At 39.2% G+C, this 20,785-nt stretch carries 17 protein-coding genes; 9 read left to right on the top strand and 8 right to left on the bottom strand.

Going from position 1 to position 20,785, the window contains the following annotated elements; translation table 11 throughout:
- Positions 1–199 precede the first annotated feature (199 nt).
- From cdd to sanA, 3 genes are all read left to right on the top strand, one after another.
- A complete protein-coding gene (gene cdd / locus ACYUCW_RS02730; RefSeq protein WP_004247586.1) occupies positions 200–1,084 on the top strand; it encodes a cytidine deaminase in 885 nt (294 codons plus the stop codon).
- Positions 1,085–1,298: 214 nt separating this feature from the next.
- Entirely contained in the window at positions 1,299–2,996 is a 1,698-nt protein-coding gene (locus tag ACYUCW_RS02725; protein ID WP_004244507.1) for an NAD-dependent malic enzyme, read from the top strand.
- Between the two features lie 134 nt (positions 2,997–3,130).
- Positions 3,131–3,856, top strand: a complete 726-nt coding sequence (gene sanA / locus ACYUCW_RS02720; RefSeq protein WP_460408188.1) for an outer membrane permeability protein SanA — start codon at positions 3,131–3,133, stop codon at positions 3,854–3,856.
- Here the strand turns inward: sanA and yeiB are convergent.
- From yeiB to ACYUCW_RS02705, 3 genes are all read right to left on the bottom strand, one after another.
- Positions 3,853–5,004 (bottom strand): DUF418 domain-containing protein YeiB, encoded by a 1,152-nt coding sequence (yeiB, locus tag ACYUCW_RS02715; RefSeq protein ID WP_460408187.1) that lies wholly within the window; start codon positions 5,002–5,004, stop codon positions 3,853–3,855. The two genes, sanA and yeiB, sit on opposite strands and share 4 nt — an antisense overlap.
- A gap of 9 nt (positions 5,005–5,013) precedes the next feature.
- Entirely contained in the window at positions 5,014–5,676 is a 663-nt protein-coding gene (gene folE, locus ACYUCW_RS02710) for a GTP cyclohydrolase I FolE (RefSeq protein WP_004244504.1), read from the bottom strand.
- 145 nt (positions 5,677–5,821) lie between these two features.
- Entirely contained in the window at positions 5,822–6,991 is a 1,170-nt protein-coding gene (locus tag ACYUCW_RS02705) for a YbfB/YjiJ family MFS transporter (protein WP_004244503.1), read from the bottom strand.
- Between the two features lie 215 nt (positions 6,992–7,206).
- On the opposite strand from ACYUCW_RS02705, the gene moeA reads away from it, so the two are divergent.
- From moeA to ACYUCW_RS02690, 3 genes are all read left to right on the top strand, one after another.
- Entirely contained in the window at positions 7,207–8,448 is a 1,242-nt protein-coding gene (gene moeA, locus ACYUCW_RS02700) for a molybdopterin molybdotransferase MoeA (RefSeq protein ID WP_004252107.1), read from the top strand.
- A gap of 5 nt (positions 8,449–8,453) precedes the next feature.
- Entirely contained in the window at positions 8,454–9,221 is a 768-nt protein-coding gene (moeB, locus tag ACYUCW_RS02695; protein ID WP_163748441.1) for a molybdopterin-synthase adenylyltransferase MoeB, read from the top strand.
- Between the two features lie 256 nt (positions 9,222–9,477).
- Positions 9,478–11,178, top strand: coding sequence for an amidohydrolase (locus ACYUCW_RS02690; protein ID WP_004247580.1), 1,701 nt, complete (start codon positions 9,478–9,480; stop codon positions 11,176–11,178).
- A 63-nt stretch (positions 11,179–11,241) separates the two neighbouring features.
- Here ACYUCW_RS02690 and ACYUCW_RS02685 read toward each other — a convergent pair whose 3' ends face one another.
- Together ACYUCW_RS02685 and ACYUCW_RS02680 are read right to left on the bottom strand one after the other, a co-directional pair.
- A complete protein-coding gene (locus ACYUCW_RS02685) occupies positions 11,242–11,706 on the bottom strand; it encodes a GNAT family N-acetyltransferase (RefSeq protein WP_004244499.1) in 465 nt (154 codons plus the stop codon).
- A gap of 9 nt (positions 11,707–11,715) precedes the next feature.
- On the bottom strand, positions 11,716–12,294 hold the full coding sequence (locus tag ACYUCW_RS02680; protein WP_004244498.1) for an LOG family protein: 579 nt from the start codon (positions 12,292–12,294) through the stop codon (positions 11,716–11,718).
- A gap of 348 nt (positions 12,295–12,642) precedes the next feature.
- Here ACYUCW_RS02680 and rhtA point away from each other — a divergent pair, with 348 nt between their 5' ends.
- Positions 12,643–13,533, top strand: coding sequence for a threonine/homoserine exporter RhtA (gene rhtA, locus ACYUCW_RS02675; RefSeq protein WP_004244497.1), 891 nt, complete (start codon positions 12,643–12,645; stop codon positions 13,531–13,533).
- A gap of 277 nt (positions 13,534–13,810) precedes the next feature.
- Complete coding sequence (gene dps, locus ACYUCW_RS02670; protein WP_004244496.1) at positions 13,811–14,317, top strand: DNA starvation/stationary phase protection protein Dps; 507 nt, start codon at positions 13,811–13,813, stop codon at positions 14,315–14,317.
- Between the two features lie 60 nt (positions 14,318–14,377).
- Here the strand turns inward: dps and dinG are convergent, their stop codons facing one another.
- Positions 14,378–16,486, bottom strand: coding sequence for an ATP-dependent DNA helicase DinG (dinG, locus tag ACYUCW_RS02665; protein ID WP_004247579.1), 2,109 nt, complete (start codon positions 16,484–16,486; stop codon positions 14,378–14,380).
- Between the two features lie 263 nt (positions 16,487–16,749).
- On the opposite strand from dinG, the gene ACYUCW_RS02660 reads away from it, so the two are divergent.
- Positions 16,750–17,658 carry a LysR family transcriptional regulator gene (locus ACYUCW_RS02660; protein WP_004244494.1) on the top strand — a complete coding sequence of 303 codons (909 nt, stop codon included), beginning with the start codon at positions 16,750–16,752 and terminating at the stop codon, positions 17,656–17,658.
- A 120-nt stretch (positions 17,659–17,778) separates the two neighbouring features.
- On the opposite strand, the gene ACYUCW_RS02655 is transcribed toward ACYUCW_RS02660, so the two are convergent.
- Entirely contained in the window at positions 17,779–19,158 is a 1,380-nt protein-coding gene (locus tag ACYUCW_RS02655) for an MmgE/PrpD family protein (protein WP_004252118.1), read from the bottom strand.
- Between the two features lie 70 nt (positions 19,159–19,228).
- A complete protein-coding gene (purB, locus tag ACYUCW_RS02650; protein WP_460408186.1) occupies positions 19,229–20,596 on the bottom strand; it encodes an adenylosuccinate lyase in 1,368 nt (455 codons plus the stop codon).
- Between the last annotated feature and the right edge of the window lie 189 nt (positions 20,597–20,785).

Here is a 20,785-nt window from a genome sequence, read left to right as displayed (position 1 = left end):
AACACATAAAAAACCTTCGTTCAGAGCGAAGGTTTTTTATGCTAATGCTAAAATCAATTTACTATAAATTTGAGATGTATCTCCCAATTAATCATTCAGTTGCAATAGTTTCATTGAAAATATGATTTTAATCACATATAAGAATAGGTAAAGATGCCTAAAATCTTACAATAGCAGAAGATTAATGGGAGACACCTATATGCATACTCGTTTTCAGGCAATTTGGTCAGATTTATCCCCTCAATTACAACAAGCACTTACGCCTTATCTTGAGCAGGATGAATTTCCGGCAATGTTCACTGCAGAACAAGTTAATGCGTTAAAAACACAGTTACAATGTAATGATGATGAGTTAGCCCTCGCATTACTGCCTGTTGCAGCCGCTTGTGCTGTGACACCTATCTCTCATTTTAATGTGGGTGCCATTGCTCGTGGTGAAAGCGGCCACTTCTATTTTGGGGCAAATATGGAGTTTGCTGGCGCCCCATTACAACAAACGGTACACGCAGAGCAAAGTGCGGTTACACATGCTTGGTTACGCGGTGAGTCTCGTTTAGTTGCCATCACAGTTAACTATACCCCTTGTGGTCATTGTCGTCAGTTTATGAACGAACTAAATAGCGGCACTCATATTGCAATCCATCTCCCAGGCCGAAAAGTGGCGACCTTAGGTGACTACTTACCTGATAGCTTTGGCCCTAAAGATCTCAATATCACTACCCTACTGATGGATAAAGTTAATCACGGTTATCAAATAGATAACACTAGCCAACTAGCACAACAGGCACTACAAGCAATAAATCGTAGTCATGCCCCTTACAGCCATTCTCACAGTGGTATTGCTGTACAGATGAAAAGCGGCAAGATCTTTCAAGGCAGTTATGCTGAAAATGCCGCATTCAATCCTAGTATGCCACCATTACAAGCGGCACTTATTGCATTAAATATGGCGGGTGAAAATGTTATGGATATTGAGTCTGCAATATTAATTGAAAAAGCAGACAGCCTATTAACTCAGTGGGATGCCACCCAAGCAACATTAACAGCTTTAGGTTGCCGCCAAATACAGCGTGTCACTTTGTAACATTTTTTAACTTATACCGTTAAATTGTCCTCATAAAAAAGCATCAGCATGTAAATTTTTGCTGATGCTTATCAGAAAAAGTCATAACAATTGTATCTATCTCTCATTTCTAAGCAGAAAAATCATAAAAAAATAACATAAGCTGTACATATTTTTATTATTTTGTAGGATCTACACTTGTCATGTGACTAACTGCCTTACAAGAGTATTTTTCATGGAACTGGAACACGAAAGTAAACGTCCTCTCTATATCCCGTATGCAGGCCCAATCCTGCTTGAATTTCCCCTGTTAAATAAAGGTAGTGCTTTTAGCGAAGAAGAGCGCAGCACCTTTAACCTTCATGGTTTACTGCCTGAGGCAGTAGAAACCATTGAAGAGCAGGTGGAACGCGCTTACCGTCAATATCTTGATTTTAAAAATGATAACGATAAACACATCTATTTAAGAAATATCCAAGATACCAATGAAACGCTATTTTATCGTCTGTTGGAATCTCACCTTACTGAAATGATGCCCATCATTTATACCCCCACAGTAGGTGAAGCTTGTGAGCACTTCTCTGATATTTACCGCCGTGCGCGTGGACTTTTTATCTCTTACCCTAACCGCGCCAATATTGATGATATGCTACAAAACGCCACCAAACAAAACGTAAAAGTGATTGTGGTCACAGATGGTGAGCGTATCCTTGGTTTAGGTGACCAAGGTATCGGTGGTATGGGTATTCCTATTGGTAAACTCTCTTTATATACCGCTTGTGGTGGAATAAGCCCCGCTTATACCTTACCCGTTGTACTGGATGTTGGCACCAATAATCCACAACGTTTAAATGACCCACTTTATATGGGCTGGCGCCACCCACGTATTACCGGAGATGAATATAACGAATTTGTCGATGAATTTATTCAAGCCGTTAAACGTCGTTGGCCAAATGTACTGCTGCAATTTGAAGATTTTGCACAAAAAAATGCCATGCCGTTATTAAATCGTTATCGTGATGAATTATGTTGCTTTAATGATGATATTCAAGGTACTGCCGCTGTGACATTAGGTAGTCTAATTGCGGCAAGCCGTGCTGCCGGGCGTCAATTAAAAGATCAAACTGTCGCTTTCTTAGGGGCAGGATCAGCAGGTTGTGGTATTGCAGAGCAAATTATTGCACAAATGAAGTCTGAAGGACTAAGCGACGAACAAGCTCGTGCACGTATCTTTATGGTTGACCGTTTTGGTTTATTAACGGATAAACTGCCAAACTTACTCGATTTCCAAAGTAAGCTTATTCAAAAAAGCGAAACGCTGGCCGATTGGCAAACAGAAACGGATGCAATTTCACTGTTAGAAGTGGTTAAAAATGCTAAGCCAACCATTCTGATTGGCGTTTCTGGTCAAGCAGGACTTTTCACTGAAGAGATTATTCGTGAAATGCATAAGCATTGTGAACGTCCTACCGTGATGCCTCTTTCGAACCCAACGTCTCGTGTTGAAGCGCGTCCTGAAGATATTATTAATTGGACTGATGGACAAGCTCTTGTTGCTACAGGAAGTCCATTTGCCCCAGTCACCTATAAAGAGAAAGTGTATCCTATTGCACAATGCAATAACTCATACATCTTCCCAGGTATTGGCCTTGGCGTTATTGCAAGTGGTGCAAAGCGTGTTACTGATGCCATGTTAATGGTTGCAAGCCGTGCGTTAGCCGATTGCTCGCCTATGGCAAAAGAAGGCGATGGCCCACTATTACCTTTATTAGCCGATATTCAACAAGTTTCACGTTATATTGCTAAACAAGTTGCCAAAGAAGCACAGGTGCAAGGTGTTGCAACGGTCACGTCTGATTCTGCTTTAGAAGAAGCGATTGAACGTAACTATTGGGAGCCTGAATACCGTATTTACAAGAGAACGTCATTCTAATTGAGTTAAAATCATTAGGTTTCATTCTGAAAAGCGCACTATTATCACTAATAGCGCGCTTTTTTCTTGCTTCCCAATTAGTGCTCAAGTAGCCTTTAACCTATTAGAAAACCCTGAGTCATTAAGGCAAGGATATGCTAAAGCGCCTCATTTATCTCTTTTTGACCCTTTTTATCTTAGTTGCGGTGGCATTAATTGCTTGTGATCGCTGGATAGGTGTAAAAACTAGCCCCTATATATTTGAAGATATAAATAAACTACCTGCCAAAAAAGTAGGCATGGTATTAGGTACTGCTAAATATTACACCACAGGCTATCTTAACCAATTTTATCAATATCGTATTCAAGGTGCTGTTAATGCCTATAGCAGCGGCAAAGTGCAATATCTGTTACTCAGTGGAGATAATGCACAGCATAGCTATAATGAACCCAATACGATGCGTAAAGATTTAATTAAAGCAGGCATACCTGCATCGCGTATCGTTATGGATTTTGCTGGATTTAGAACTTTAGATTCGGTAGTACGCACAAAAGAAGTGTTTGGGACAGATGGCTTTACTATTATCACTCAGCGTTTCCATTGCGAACGAGCCGTATTTATTGCCCTTGAAAAAGGCATTGATGCCCAGTGTTTTGCTGTTGCTTCGCCGAAGAGTATGTTTAAGGTGCGTGTACGTGAAGTTTTAGCCAGAGCAGGTGCGGTTGTCGATCTCTATATATTAAAACGCGAACCGCGTTTTCTAGGTCCACCAGAAGCAATACCTGCTGTACAAAATATTCCTGATGATATTAAGGGCTATCCGGCGGTTTCACCACAAGAGGTAGAAGCGTTGCCATTAAACAATGGTAAAAACAGTTAAAAGCGTTTAGCTAACCCTGTTGACGAGTGGCGCCACAGCCACTCGATTGGCCCTTGAGAAAAATAGCGTAACCACGTTACAGCAAAGATAATATTTATCCCCCAAATAGCCATCACAAATAGCATAAGCTGCAATAAAGTAAATTGGTTAAATAACCCCATCCACTGGAAAAGCGTCGTGCCAATAATACTCTGTAGTAAATAGGTGGTAAGCGCCATTTTCCCCACACAACGTAAAGCATAGGCGATAAAACTGTGTTGAATATAAGGCCATGCCCAATAGAGTAAAGCAATATAACCTAAGCTTTGAATAATTTGGATCACCATGGTGATAGGCTGAGCCACTACCGCAGACCACATATAATGCCAATCTAAATAATAATCGGTAATAACAAGCGTCCCTTGGAAAAGTAAACTTATGACTAAAAAACAAACCGCTATCAAACCATAATGAGACTGTGAATAGCGTCGTTGTAACCAACCGGATGCCATTAACGCCGCCCCCATTAACATGGCGCCAATTAAAAACCAACTATATTGACGAACTAAATTAAAAATAAAATCACTCAGTTCATCTAATCGCCAGTAGATACTATTTATATAGTTTCCGGTTTTCCAGTTAGTCTCTATCATGGCGGAATAGTCAGAGCTATACCAAACTATTTCAACAAAATCACGATAGTAATAAAATAAAAAAGCTAAAATAATCGCGCCAAATAAATAGAGCAGCAGCCCAAGGATAAATTGCCGCTTAATAGGTAATGCTTTAATAAAAAAGAGAACAAATAATCCGCAAATACTATAAGGAAATAAGATATCCCCTTCCCATAGTAATAGGGTATGAATAATACCGATTAATGCCAGAATAATTAGGCGAGAGACGTTCCAAGCAACAGAGCGTTGTGATAATAAATAAAGTGTTCCGCCAAATAGCAGCGCAAAAATAAACAGAAACTTTCCTTGGGTAAATAAATTTAATCCCATCCAAGTAAGTTTGTCCGCAAAAGTCGCCTCTCCTGAATGCATAGGATTAAATGAGGCAACTCTTAATAAGGCAAAACCTGAGATATTGAGTAATAAGATGCCAAGGATCGCTATTCCTCTCAACGCATCTAAAGCGTCGATGCGTTGACGTGAACTTTGTTCCATTTATTCATCTCAAAGGTGGCGTACAGCACGCAAAAACTCTTGGCGAGTATTTTGGCTAGATTTAAATAGTCCACCTAATGAGGTTGTGGTGGTTGCACTGGTTGCATCACGAATGCCTCTTGCTTTTACACAATAGTGAACGGCATCAATAGAGACAGCAACGTTTTTCGTCCCCAATAGCGTTTGTAAGGCAATCAATATTTGTTGCGTTAAACGCTCTTGCACTTGAGGGCGTTGTGCGAAGAACTGCACAATACGGTTAATTTTTGATAAACCAATCACTTTATCTTTAGGAATATAAGCAACCGTTGCTTTACCATCAATAGTGACAAAATGGTGCTCACAAGTACTGGTTAATGTGATGTCACGAACAGTGACCATTTCATCAACCTGCATTTTATTTTCAATCAGGGTGATTTTAGGAAAGTTGTGATAATCCAAGCCTGAAAAAATTTCATCAACATACATTTTCGCAATGCGATGTGGCGTTTCCGCTAAACTGTCATCACTCAAATCTAGGTTTAACAATTTCATCACTTCCGTCATGTGATGTTTAATTTGTTGTTTACTCTCACTGGGTGAAAGTTTTGGCTCACGAAGAGGCGTTTCCAAACCACGCTCCACTAACGCGGCATGTACCCATTGCGCCTCTTTACTTAATGTTGATGACATTGGACTCTCCGATAAACACATTAATTAAGTCTCTGTTACCTAATTCAACGATAACCGTTACACTTTAGATGAGCTGAATCACATTATCCAGCAATACTGCATTTTTGGTTATGAAATTATTGCTTTTTTGTCATTTTTTATTGTTTTACCCTTTATTGTTTTCTTTCATACAAACCAAAATACCGCCGATGATCAATATCACAAAGGCGACATATAATGCCGGCTCTAGTCTTCCCGTTAACGCCGTTGAAAGGAAGGAAACCAGAGGCCCAACTAGCTGTCCAATAGCATAAAATGTTGTTAATAATCCTGCCATATAACGAGCATGATCAGGTGCCAACTCTTTACCACGTAAAAATGCCAATTGCACCGCACACATTAACCCTCCCCCCACTAAAAATGCGCCAATAGCAAGACCTGTAATTGTGGGTAGCCATTCGGCAATGATGATCCCCAGTGCTTGCAACCATAGTGTTATCGCCAATCGTAATTGTGTATTAAGGACATTACGTGTCAGTATCGCGATCCCAATACATAAAGCTGCGGAAGCACCAAAAATAGGCCAGACAAATTGAGCAACTAAGCTACCGGGAAAACGTTCCGTCGCCATTTGAGATAAAAAGGTTGCAGGTAAAATATAACCAAAGCCCGCAAAGGTATAACCCCAAATCAATTTTTTCATCGCCGGCGTTAAGATAAGTGGCTCTACTTTGACTTGCTCACGATTAATTGACCAAGGTTTGGGTAAATGATAGCTCACATAAATTGCACAAATAAATGCCAACACACCGTAAATCAACCAACCTGTTGTCGCACTCATCTGCCACTTGAGAATGAATACCGCAAGAAGGCCACTAATAAAGATCCCCGCCCCTGTTCCTGCATAGACTGCCACACTTAATGCCGGGCGATTTAAACGGGCTAATACTTCATTTGCCCACGAAGCAACGAGCACTAATGTCCAACCGCTTGCCCAACCAATAAAAAAACGGGCAATACTATGAGTTAAAGCATCATTAAGTACCGCACTAAGCAGTGTAATGATCACCGCTCCCCATAATCCCCCCCAAAGCCGATAGCCCACACCTTTAGTTGCTTTCATCGCATCATATGAACCAGCTAAATATCCTAGATAATTAAATGCAGCAACAATACTGGCACTGGTTAATGTCAGTTGTGTGTCCGCAATCATTAGCGGTACTTGAGGCGTAAAAGTAAAACGCCCTATCCCCATAGCAACAACTAAAGCAAGGAAACCACTAAAAGCGATATGAAAGGCTTGTGCTGAATGGCTTGGGTGGGTTGAGGTATTCATAAGGCTCCATTGTATTGATGTTATTTATTACATTTAAAATACAACAATATTATTAACACATTAACTAACAGTTTTGTTTTAAATAGTTAACATTTTATGTTGAGTAATATTTTCTTTTTTTGCTGATGAGATGATCGCTAACATGATGTGCTTCATCGTGATAGATTAGTATCGTGAAATAAAACAGCACATTTCGATAGATTTTGGAGTATACAATGAGTCAATGTCAGGTTAGCGGTTTGTTATCCCTTGATGAGGCGCTAGAAAAATTACTTGAAAAACCGGTGGCAATCACAGATACCCTTAGTATCCCTTTGCATAAGGCAGCAGGTTATATCTTAAGTGAGCACATCACTTCACCACTCAATGTACCTCCTTTCGATAATTCTGCCATGGATGGTTACGGTGTACGTTATACGGATCTAAACACTCAATCTCCTTTACCTATTGCAGGCAAAGCGTTTGCTGGAGTCCCTTTTGAAGGTGAATTACCACAAGGACAATGTGTTCGTATCATGACCGGAGCCATGATACCCGCAGGTGTCGATACCGTTATTATGCAAGAAGAAACACAAGTGACTGACAACGGTATTCTTTTTCCACATCCGGCCAAGCTTGGACAAAATATTCGTCGTATTGGTGAGGATATAAAACAAAACGATATCGTCTTAGCCGCAGGAACAAAACTTTCTACAGCACAGTTACCTCTTATTGCTTCACTCGGTATTGCCAATATTAATGTTTACCGCAAATTAAAAGTGGCCGTATTTTCAACGGGTGATGAGTTGCAAACTATTGGCCAACCATTAAAAGCGGGGCAAATCTATGATACTAACCGCTTTGCCGTACGCTTAATGTTGGAAAAATTAGATTGTGATGTGCTTGATTTAGGCGTTATTCCAGATTCGCCAGAAAAACTGAGAGAAACCTTTAAAACCGCTGATGCACAAGCGGATTTAGTGATTAGCAGTGGCGGAGTTTCTGTGGGTGAAGCGGACTATACTAAACAAATTTTAGATGAAATAGGCGAAATTGGTTTTTGGAAATTAGCCATTAAGCCGGGTAAACCTTTTGCTTTTGGTCGCTTACATAATGCTTGGTTCTGCGGATTACCGGGTAATCCTGTATCAGCAACAGTGACATTCTACCAATTAGTACAGCCTTTAATTGCCCGTTTATCTGGTTTTAGTCAGTGGCGAGCACCACAGCGTTTCCATGCTAAAACCTGTTCACCATTAAAAAAATCTGTCGGTCGTCTGGATTTCCAACGCGGTATCGCCAGTATTAATGAAAATGGTGAATGGCAAGTAACCACATCGGGACATCAAGGCTCTCACGTATATAGCTCCTTTAGTGTTGCAAACTGTTTTATCGTCTTAGAGCGAGAGCGTGGTAAAGTTGCAGCGGGTGAAACCGTCACTATTGAGCTATTTAATCCTCTGCTAAAAAGCGAATAGTGTTTATGAGTATAGAATTAACCGATGAAGAAACGCTGCGTTATAATCGCCAAATTGTGTTAAGGGGCTTTGATTTTGACGGTCAAGAAGCACTGAAAAGTGCTTCTGTATTGATTGTCGGTGTTGGGGGATTAGGCTGTAGTGTATCGCAATATCTCACTGCCGCAGGTGTTGGCAAACTGACACTATTAGATTTTGATACCGTTTCACTGTCCAATCTTCAACGCCAGATCCTGCATCGCGATAGCACCATTGGTCAGCCGAAAGTTTTATCAGCTAAAACAACATTAAACGCGATTAATCCCCATGTACAGATAGATACGGTTGATGCACTACTTGAAGATAAAGCACTGGCTGAATTAATCAGCCAACATCATCTGGTAATGGATTGCACAGATAATGTCACTATCCGCGAACAACTAAATCGACTGTGTTTTATGCAGAAAAAACCCTTAGTATCTGGTGCAGCCATTCGTATGGAAGGCCAAATTAGCGTCTTTACCTATCAAGATGATGAACCTTGCTATCGCTGTTTAAGTCATCTTTTTGGTGATAATGCACTCACTTGTGTTGAAGCGGGTATTATGGCCCCTGTTGTGGGTACTATTGGCACTTTACAGGCCATTGAAGCCATCAAATTACTCACTGGTTATGGTGAAACTTTACATGGCAAAGTATTAATATTTGACGCTATGCGGATGCAATTTCGTGAATTTAAGTTACCTAAAAATCCACACTGTGATGTATGTGCGGCTAATTTGCCCGATAATTGACCCCCTCTAGTATTTTAATAGGGTAAGTAGCTATCGGTTCTGCTTACCTTATTATCTTCCATATAGTGGTATTCTATGCGGTTTATCCTATTATTTTCGCCCGTTGATAAAACAGTTAGTTAAATCAATGTAACACGCAGGTAGTATTGAGCGTCATTTAATTCTAATATGACCGCCCGCATCAAAACTTCATAGGATGCCCAATCAGTACCGAAAATTAGCCATCATCGCCAAAAAAGCTATACAAGGTAGAAGAATGACATTTCAAATTGCAGACACACTCTATTATAACGGCCTAATCTATACCGCTGATAATAGTAACAATTTCGTCGAAGCTATCGCTGTTTCCCAAGGCATTATTATTGCAACAGGCACAAAATCGAATTTACTTGCTTACTGTAATGAAAAAACACAGCATATCGATTTACAGAAGAAAATGGTGATGCCCGGCATTATTGATGCTCATATGCATCCATTTTGGGGGGGAGCCACATTAGCAGGTTGTCACCTTGATTACCTCTCCTTAACAATCGATGAAATTCTATCGCGTATCCAACGCTATCTTGATGCTGATCCCATCGATAGTGATACAGCTTGGTTGAAAGTGTCAGCATGGTATCGTGAAGGGATGCAACCGGAAGGGATACAAATGACGCGTTATCACCTTGATAGCTTAAATACGTCTCGCCCTATCTTACTTTTTTCTAGTGATTGTCATAGCGTATTAGCAAATTCCCGCGCACTAGAATTATTAAATATTACGGCTGAAACCCCCGATCCACCTGATGGCAATATTGAACGTGATGGTGATAGAACACCTATTGGTATTCTTGAAGATGCGCCAGCTATGCAGGCTATTGATAGCCTACCGCCTTTAACGGCAGAGCAAAATCTACAAATCGCACGCCATGTACAAAAGTTGCTCAATCAACAAGGGGTAACGACTATCATGGATGCACGTGTTGGTGAGCCACAATTACGTGCCTTTAATACCTTGCGAGAAGCGGGTGAATTAACGGTTCGTGTTGAGAATGCGGTTGAAATTACCCCTGATGATGTGGCTGATATTGCAGCTATTCCTCATGCTGTACAACAAGCAATAACACGATTCTCTCACTGGCATCAAATCAGCCAAGGCGCGCAACCCAGTGTCGCTATTCGCCATATTAAGCTTTTTCTTGATGGTGTATTACAAGCGCCGATTATGACAGCCCGTTTACACGCCCCTTATCGTATTAATGTCGGTACGGATGAAACGCCTCATTGGCAAGATTCAGAGCATGTTGGCGATCTCTATTTTTCACCTGAAATCTTGACGCCATTAGTCACTGAGATTAGCCGTGCAGGTTATCATCCTCATATTCATACCGTAGCTGAAGGGGCTATTAGTGTCGCACTTGACGCCATTAGTGAAATGCGCAAAGCCTTGCCAGAAAAAGATATTCGCCCCGGCCTTGCGCATAACGAATTAATGTGTGAAAAAGATTATGCGCGCTTTGCCCAATTAAATACCTACCCTTTTCTCTCCTTTCAATGGGCTGGCGTAGAGCAACATAATATTGATAAAGATCTTGAAATGTTAGGCAAAGCACGTTGCCAATATCTAGAAACCGCCGGTAAATTTATTGATGCGGGAGTGACTGTCGCATTTGGCAGTGATTGGCCGATTGATCCATTAAATGAGTGGTATGACTTTAAAGTTGCCATGACTCGACAAAAAGATCCCTCTCAGCCACGTTTAGATAATGATCGCAATCTCACCTTAATCGAAGTATTACGAGCCGCCACCATCAATGCCGCTTATGCACTAGATATGGATAAACAGATTGGTTCATTAGAAGTAGGAAAATTCGCCGATTTTATTGTCTTAGATAGAAACTTGTTTGAAATATCGGCAGAAGATATTGAAAATGTCAGGGTATTGTGTACGATAATTGCGGGGAAACCCACAATTTAGCTGAATAACATAATTAATAAACCCGCACTCAGCGGGTTTATTTTTGCCATGATTAAGCGAAACTTACAAAGCAATACCCATCACGGTACTGACTTCTTTTAACCCTTCTCGCTGATAAAAACGTTTAGCATCGGCATTTTCAGCCAATACTGAAAGCTCTAGGTGGGTCATTTTTTGTTGTTTTGCCCACGCCTTCATGGCATTTAGCAACAATGCCCCTGCCCCTTGTCCACGAACAGAAGGGTCAACAACAATATCAAAAATATAGGCATATTTACGCTGTACTAAACAGTTAAATAGCGGTGTCTCTTGTATTTGGGCAATAGTAAAACCGACAATTTTCTGTTCTAACTCAGCCACTAACAGATGAAATTTATCATTTTTAATGCCATTAATAATAAATGCTTCATCTTGTTTACCCGGTTTTAATCTTTCTGGCTGTAATTTCGCCATCTCAGCAAATAAATAGCCATACAGGGTATTAATCTGCTCAACATCAGAAAGTACAGCTTTTCTTATGGTTATCATGCTCTACCTTTATTTATCGTAGGTTTTAATCGAAGGGGCAATATAACTTTCAAATTTATCTAATAACTGGATAGGTGATTGCTCAACAATCGCCATATGACGATATTTTTCATGTAAGAATTTTTCATCTACCATTTTATCTATCATAGCCAGTAATGGCTGATAAAAATCATTAATATTAAATATACCTAATGGCTTTTGATGAAGGCCAATTTGGCTCCAAGTAAACACTTCACTGAACTCTTCTAATGTGCCAAAACCCCCCGGCAGTGCCACAAAGCCGTCCGCGAGTTCAATCATTTTACTTTTACGTTGGTGCATAGTTTCAACGACATGGAGCTCTGTCAGATTTTTATGTGAGATTTCACGCCCTTCTAATAGCGTTGGGATCACACCAATAACTTTACCCCCTTCCTGTAAAACGGTATCCGCGAGCGTGCCCATAATTCCTACACTGGCACCACCATAAACTAAAGTGATATTACGTTTAACCAGCTCTTTAGCAAAAAGAATCGCTTGTTGTTTATAAATTGGTGAAGCACCTAAACTTGAACCACAATACACGGCAATAGACTTTATTTTATTCATTTTTAATTCTCTTTAGCTAGTTAAAACGAGTGAAAAATTATACTGAACCCCTCAGTTATAAAAAAGGTCAAAAAAAATTATTTTATCGCTTTTATAATATATCTCTCTGTTTGTTTTATTAATAATACACATTTAATTTGATTGTTTTTATTCATCCTTACTGTATTTTCCAAATATATTTTAATATTATTAAACTATCCCTAAACTAAAATAATTTAAGTTGTGTTATTAATAAATAATTAATAAATAACTATATTAAAAATCACAAATTTACTTTATATTATGTGATCCTTTGTTATATAGGATAACAGAGTACTCAACGCTTTACTTTTGACGAGGTTTTTCAGGATGTTGTCAGCCAGACACTCAGCTAAATTACAGGTGTTCTACCCTGTGCTTCTTTTGCTTCTTTCTATGCTATCAATACAAAGTGGCGCATCATTGGCAAAAAGCCTGTTTCCTGTTATTGGCGCCCCCGCAGTCACAGCATTACGCCTTTTTCTAGGTACTCTGATCCTGTTTTTTATTTTTAAACCATGGCGTCTAAGCTTTTCTCGTAGTGCCATAATGCCACTATTTTTATATGGTTTATCATTAGGGGCAATGAACTACTTATTCTACTTGGCTCTTGAAACTATTCCATTAGGTATTGCAGTAGCACTTGAGTTTACGGGACCGCTTGCGGTAGCGATGTTTTCTTCACGCAGAGCAATCGATTTTTTATGGATAATCTTAGTGATTGCTGGATTAGGGTTATTACTGCCGATTGGGGATAATATTCACGGACTCGATCCCCTAGGCATTTTATATGCATTAGGTGCGGGTGTCGGTTGGGCATTGTATATTGTTTTCGGACAACGTGCAGGAAAAGGCTATGGCGCAGCGACAGTTTCTATTGGCTCACTTATTGCCGCCTTTATCTTTTTCCCTATTGGTATGCTACAAAGTAGCCCTGAGCTAGTTTTTAGTTGGTCTATATTACCTATTGGATTAGCTATTGCGATTTTATCTACCGCTTTTCCTTATACTTTGGAAATGATTGCACTTACCCGTTTACCGGCAAAAACCTTTGGGACATTGATGAGTTTAGAGCCTTGTATGGGGGCTTTTATTGGTATTATTTTCTTACATGAACATTTAACGTTAATACAATGGGTTGCGTTGGCATTTATTGTGTTAGCGTCAATTGGTTCCACTGCAACCATGAAAAGAAAAACCAAAATTGAAAAAGTAGAATAAATATTTATACAGTTTAACTTATTAATAAATAAAATATTAAATGAAAAGAGATCAGTTGATCTCTTTTTACTTATTAAATAATAACTTTACTTCCCTAACATTGCTATTTTAAGCATATTGTCTTATTCTAAATAGGCTATTTCGATAGATGACATTTTTATTAGTAATGCCCTATCAATTTAATAGTAGCAAGCGATAAGACTAACCATTAATAATCCACTATCATAATTAACAGAAATTAAGATATTGAGTTATTAATTATTTAGGGAGAACGATTATGAGTACTGCTAAATTAGTCAAATCCACACCTTCAGCCCTGCTTTATACCCGTAATAATGTTGATGACAGTGTTAAACTGCATACTATCGAACTACTGCAGCAAATGGTGACTCAGTTTATCGATTTGTCTCTCATTACCAAACAAGCACACTGGAATATGCGCGGTAGAAACTTTATTGCCGTACACGAAATGGTAGATGGTTTCCGTGATACCATCAATGAACATACTGATGAGTTTGCTGAGCGTTTAGTACAATTAGGTGGCACAGTCCTTGGTACACCACAAACTGTCAGTAAAAAAACACCTTTAAAAGCCTATCCACTCGATATTCATGATGTGCAAGATCACCTTAAAGCATTGGCTGATCGCTATGCGGTAGTCGCTAATGATATTCGTAAAGCGATTGATGAAGTTGAAGATGAAGATACTGCTGATATGTTTACCGCAGCATCCCGTGATCTAGATAAATTCTTATGGTTTATTGAAGCAAATATTGAAAACTAATTGCTTACTTAATCACATGCTTCTTACTGAAAAGGGCTACCAATATAGGTAGCCTTTTTATTATTCTGTTTTAGGTATATCTGGCTGATAAATAGGAAAGACAGGTAGCGCGGTTAATAGCCGTGAACCGTAGTTTTTCGTTAATAAACGTCTATCATAAATAACAACTTCACCATGGCAATGATGGCTACGAATAAGACGCCCAACTTGCTGGATCAAATTAAATGATGCACTTGGTAAGCTTTGCACTTCAAAAGGATAACGTTTCAGTGATTTTAGCCATTCCCCTTCCGTCACAATAACCGGATCAGTAACAGGTGGAAAAGCAATTTTATGAATATGTACTTGCGTTAAATAGTCACCTTTTAAATCTAATCCTTCAGCAAAAGATTGTAACCCAATTAACACACTATTATCGCCCGCATCAATACGCTTACAATGTGTCTCCACTAAACGATAGCGCGGTTGATCTCCTTGGACTAAAAGACTCAAACGTAGATCTTTAACTTCCTCTAAAAAACCTTCCATCGCCCGTTGACTACTAAATAATACTAATTGCCCTCGATGGTGGTTTTCTACCATTCCTTGACGAAAATAGCGTGCCATCTCTTTTAAATGCGCTTTTTCATTCGCCATTGTCGGTTCATAACGCATTTTAGGGATAACGAGTTTCCCTTGCCTTTCATGTGTAAAAGGCGATGACAAGGTAATAAAACGATCATCAAAGTGTTCGCTTAGTCCTGTAAGCTCTTGAATACGCGAAAAACTGTTTAATGAACGTAGTGTGGCAGAAGTGATCACCACATGAGGAATATTTTTCCATAATAATTGTGTTAACTGTTCACTAACGCGAATACCAGCACAATGTAAATAGAGATGTGACTGCTTTTTATCATAACGACGAGTAAGCCATTTCGAAACGGGTGCTTTTGATGTCTGCTCTAATGTCGCAAGTCGCCATAGTTTTGCCATATTTTCCAGATAACCAACCATTCTGCTGGTGGTTAAAATCGCGCGATGTAAACGTACAACATCTTCTTTTGCTGTTCGCTCAGTTAAGTCGTTAAGAATCGACTCACCTAACATTTTTAAACCATCGGTTAGCTTAAATAAGTCTTGGCAACATAATAGTAATTGTTCAGGTAATTGACCTAATGGAAATAAATATTCATCATTTTCACTGCGCTCAGGCAATAACGCGCGGGTAAAATGTTCAACGTCTTGATAGGCTTCGCGCATTTTTGCAATATGAGCATCAAAACGAATGGGATCGGCTAATTTGGGTGGTTTGACTGGGATAAATTGTGCTAAATATTGGCTGACATGACGAGTCATATTATCAAGTTGCATATTTAATGCCGATAAGGTTATTTCCCCTTCAACTTCAAGCGCATCTCTAGCAACATCAGGAATATGATGCCCTTCATCCAATACTAATAAAATATTTTTTGCATCAGGTAACACCGATTCACTTTCCATCGCAGCCATCACAAGAGCATGATTGGTGATAACCACATCAACTTCGTCTATTTCTCGACGGGCCAGAAAAAAAGGACAGCGATGATAGTATTGGCAATTACGACCTAAGCAATTCATTTTATCTGTGCTAATCTTGCGCCATAAACTATCCGTTAATGCTCGTTTATGGTGATCACGCAAACCATCCCAACCAAAGCTGGTAAAATCGTGCTTTAACTCTTGGCAAATCTCCCTTTCCGCACTGGTTGCGACATCAACTTTATCTTCCAGCAAGAACATTAAATCAATTTGCTCGCCTTCTGTTGCACAAATTGCCTCTAAATTACGGGGACATAAATAACGACCTCGCCCAAAAGCCCCAGTAAAAGTCAGGTCTGGAATAATTTTTTTTAGTAAAGGCAGATCTTTGCTGTAAATTTGATCTTGTAGCGCCACATTCGCCGTACTGATAATCAGTGGTTTTTTCTCTTCCCGACTGATAGCAATACCAGGAATAAGATAAGAGAGTGTTTTACCTACTCCGGTAGGCGCTTCAATAATTAGATGTCGCCCCGTTTCATCAGAAAATGTCTTCGCAACTTCAGCAATCATTTCGCGCTGAGGCGCTCGTGGAATAAAGCCTTCAATATGCTCAGGTAATGCTTTATACCATTGGCTGATTTGCATTTTTACAGATTGAGAAAGGGACATAACTACTCTATTCGTCATTAAAATAAGCGTTATTGTCGCATAACACTGTATAAAAATCAGTAGTCAGCTGCACTTACTCGCCTTTTTCATCAAATACTGCGTAACCCTACGAATTTATTGAGCGGTGTTATAGATTATTGATCCAACTCTTCATAGTATGAAAGAGAGCGGTATGCCAATTAAAAAGAACTTTATTAACCTTTATAAAAATAATACCTCTTGCGTTTTATTTCGCACCACAACACCAATTAAGAGATAATAAAATGACTTCTGCAAAGCGCCCTATTTTTAATTTAGAGTTAGACCTACTCAGAACTTTTGTTGCTGTTGCCGATGGTTCCACCTTTGCCGCAGCCGCTGAATCAGTTTGCCGAACACAATCTGCAGTCAGCCAACAAATGCAACGCCTTGAGTCATTAATAGGTAAAGAGCTTTTTGCTCGACAAGGGAGAAATAAAACATTAACCGAAGCAGGCACTCAACTGCTTAATTATGCTCGGCGGATTTTGCGCATTAATGATGAAGCATGTTTATCTTTATTGCATGAAGAAATTGATGGAATATTAAAGATTGGCTCTCCCGATGATACAGCAAACACAATCTTACCCGATCTACTTGCTCGTTTTTCAGGTGCTTATCCTCGTTTAATTATGGAGATTATTGTTAAACGTAGCCCTTTTTTAATGTCAATGTTGGAAAATAATGAGGTCGATTTAGCCATTTCTACAGAAGAGCATGTCGGTTATCCTAAAATTGTCTTACGCGTATCGCCTTCGTTATGGTATTGCGGTAAACATTTTAGATTTGATCTTGACGAACCGTTACCTTTAGTGGTTCTTGATGAACCAAGTACTTACCGTGATATGATGATAAATCACCTTGATCAACAAAATATTCGCTGGCGCATTGCCTATATTGCCACCACCTTATCTGGTGCCAGAGCGGCCGTTCGTGCTGGTTTAGGTATAATGGCACGCTCTATCGAGCTTTCTGGTGATGATTTACGTATTTTGGGTGAAAAAGAGGGATTACCGCCATTACCTGCTATTCGTTATAACCTTTATCTTAATGCCAATAGCCCGAGTAAAGCAGCTCAGATACTATTTGATTCATTAAAAAATGAGCAGAATGAAGTCATTAATCACGCAGATATTACCCTTCAAAACCACTAACTCATTAAGGAAACAAAAATGGCACTACAATAAATTGTCAGTGCCATTTATCAGGTGCAACTCATTTAAACAAAAGGTATCAGATTCATTATCTTGTCCCTGTGGATGCAGATAAAAGAGTTATGCCTCTACCCGTAATAATTGTGTAAGTAATGAAATAGGTATATTTTCAAAATTCATTATATTTTCAATCAGTTGATCAGCTTGTGTCTTTTTCATTACACACTTGGCATTATCATAAAACTTCGCTATTACATCCGTATCAACCATCGGATTTTCAGGGTTACCATACTGAATATCGATCCTTTCAGTTAATTGTTGCCCATTTTTCAATCTAACAAAGATTAATCCAGGAAAATAGCTCGGAAAGGGAATTTCATTTTCTGATGGATAACGATAGCTCACTTTTTTCGCCAATAGTTGGATATCGTTACGCTGTAAGTTTTCCGCTGAAAGCGATGATAAAGTTAACGCATTATCCAAAAAACCAATAGCAAATAACCAAGGTAAGCTAAATTTTGCCCCATAAGCTGTTTTTGGCGCCCATTTTGTTTCGAGTGGCTCACAAATTAATGCAGCAGCAACTGGATCAATCACACATTCTACTTGTTCAATTTCTTCCGCACTGATCCCTCTTTTAAGTAAACGACGCCCACAATCAACAGTAGCATGAGCAAAATGGCAAACCGGATAAGGTTTTATTGAAACATTTAAAAACTCCCATTGTTCACCTAATCCTTGTGCAACTTGTTCAGGGATCGCTTGCTCGCTGATCCCATGAGTATGATAAATACTGTATCGCCCTTCAAATATTGTCTCAGGCCCAGTCATTCCCCCTTTAGCTAACGAGGCTGCAATAATACCGGATTGAGCGGCCCATCCGGCATGAAAACATTTTGCCGATGAGCTATTAGTCAGATATTCAGCGATACCCGCTGCTTGACTTGCCGTTAGTCCTAACGCATTTACCGCCTGCTGTGACGTAAGTTTTAATAATGAAGCCGCACATGCTGTTGCACCGAAGATCCCAGCAATCGCCGTTGCATGAAATCCACGTTGATGGAAACCACTGTGACTCGCTAAACCAACCCGTGCAGCGACTTCCCAACCAATAACCCAAGCCGTTAATATTTCTTCATTTGAGGCGTTTAATGTTTCCCCTAACGCAAAAGCTATCGGTGTTAATACAGCACTACCGTGAGTAATAGAATCAGTATGTGTATCATCGAAATCTAATGCATGTGCAGCAATACCATTGGCTAAGGCTGCTGCAGTGGTATTAGCTGTCTGCATACTTCCCCAAATGGGGATCTTACCTTGGCTATCGGGTAAAAGAGTAATCCCATGACGTCCTTGTTTCGAGCTAGATTGTGTACTCCCTGCAAGTGCTACACCTAATGTATCTAATAAATGTAATTTGGCTCGAGCTATCAGTTGCGTTGGAAGCTGTGAAAATGTCGTTGTAGTAATAAAATTAGCTACATGCTGACTCAATGTCATATAAATACCTCAATGCTGATAATAACAAAGCCAGTTATCACTGGCTTTTTATGAGATTTCATTCCATCAATTAATCATTTAACCAGCCGGAAGCTTTTGTTTGAGCGACTACACGATCAACTTGCTCAGGAGCATTACCAACATAGGTAGTTGGATCTAGCAAAGCATTTAACTCTTCTTGTGAAATATGGTCACGAATACGAGTATCACGATTAATAGCTTCTACGAAAGTAATCCCTTCTTCTTGTCCAGACATTGACGCTTCATACACAATTTCGTGAGCAGTTTGTTTGCCTGCTTTATCGGACAGAGCAAACATCATACGTTCTGCTAACATAAACCCACCTAAGATATCCATGTTGTGACGCATTTTTTCAACATGAACATTTAGCCCACCTAGTACTGTTTTCATATTATCCAAGATAACAGATAACATCAGACACATTTCTGGCATAATCTTCCACTCCATCTTCCAGATAGCACCATCACGTTCATGTTGATGTTTCATCATATCCGTTAATACAGAAAGATTAGCTTTTAAGGTATTACTTACACAGGCGGCATTTTCAACAATAGCTGGATTGCGTTTATGTGGCATAGTTGAAGAGCCAACTTGCCCTTTACCAAAAGGCTCTGAAAGCTCATCAATTTCATTGTGTGCTAATATTAAGATCTCGTTAGCTATTTTCCCTAACGTTCCACTAATTAATCCAATTAACATACCATATTCACTAAATCTATCACGTGCTGGTTGCCATGAGATTTCCGGTATACCTAATCCTAAGCGTTTTAATACGCGTTTTTCTAATTCATCAGCTTTATCGCTTAAAGAAGCTTTAGTCCCGACAGCACCGACTACACTGCCAACAAATAGACGAGGTTCCACCTCTTTAAGTCGTTGATAATGACGCGCTAACTCTGTCAACCAAATTGCTGTTTTATGCCCAAATGTGATTGGTAACGCTTGTAACGCTAAAGTGCGTCCAACCATAGGTGTATTGCGGTGTTTTTCACTTAAAGAAAGTAATGAACGACCTAATATTTTAATATCACGTAAAAAAGTTTGATGAGCAGCTTTAAGTTGTAGCACTAAGCCTGTATCAATAACATCTTGTGTTGTCGGCCCAAAATGAACATATTCTCCATAATGTTCAGAACAAGCATATTCTAAGCCTCGAATAGTAGGTACTAATGGATGTCGAGTAAGACGAACTTGTTCTAATACATAATCCATATCTAATTTTTCAAGTTTTGCACTCTGTACAATAACCTCAGCCGCCTTTTGAGGAATTAAACCAAGCTCAGCTTGTTCTATTGCTAATGCTGCTTCATAATCAAGCCAATTTTGCATTCTAGTTTTGTCAGAAAAAATAGTTCTCATTTCTTCTGTTGACCATAAGTTTTTTAATAAAACAGAATCAAGCACACTAGTTCCCATAATTATTTCCCCTGTTAAAAGAATAATAAAAAATCGTTTTTAAAATAAAACGAGTTGTTAGCTTGTTACTTTATTTATGCAATAGAATTTTAATAAAAACACTTTGATAATTTTAATCTAATTTAAAGAATTTCTAATCAATTAAAAATTAATTAAAATTCAATAAGTTGCAAAATAAAATTAATTTAT

This window comes from Proteus sp. MB838, from assembly GCF_054767435.1.
Note: the sequence above shows the minus strand (reverse complement) of the source record. Positions and strands in the feature narration are given on the sequence as shown.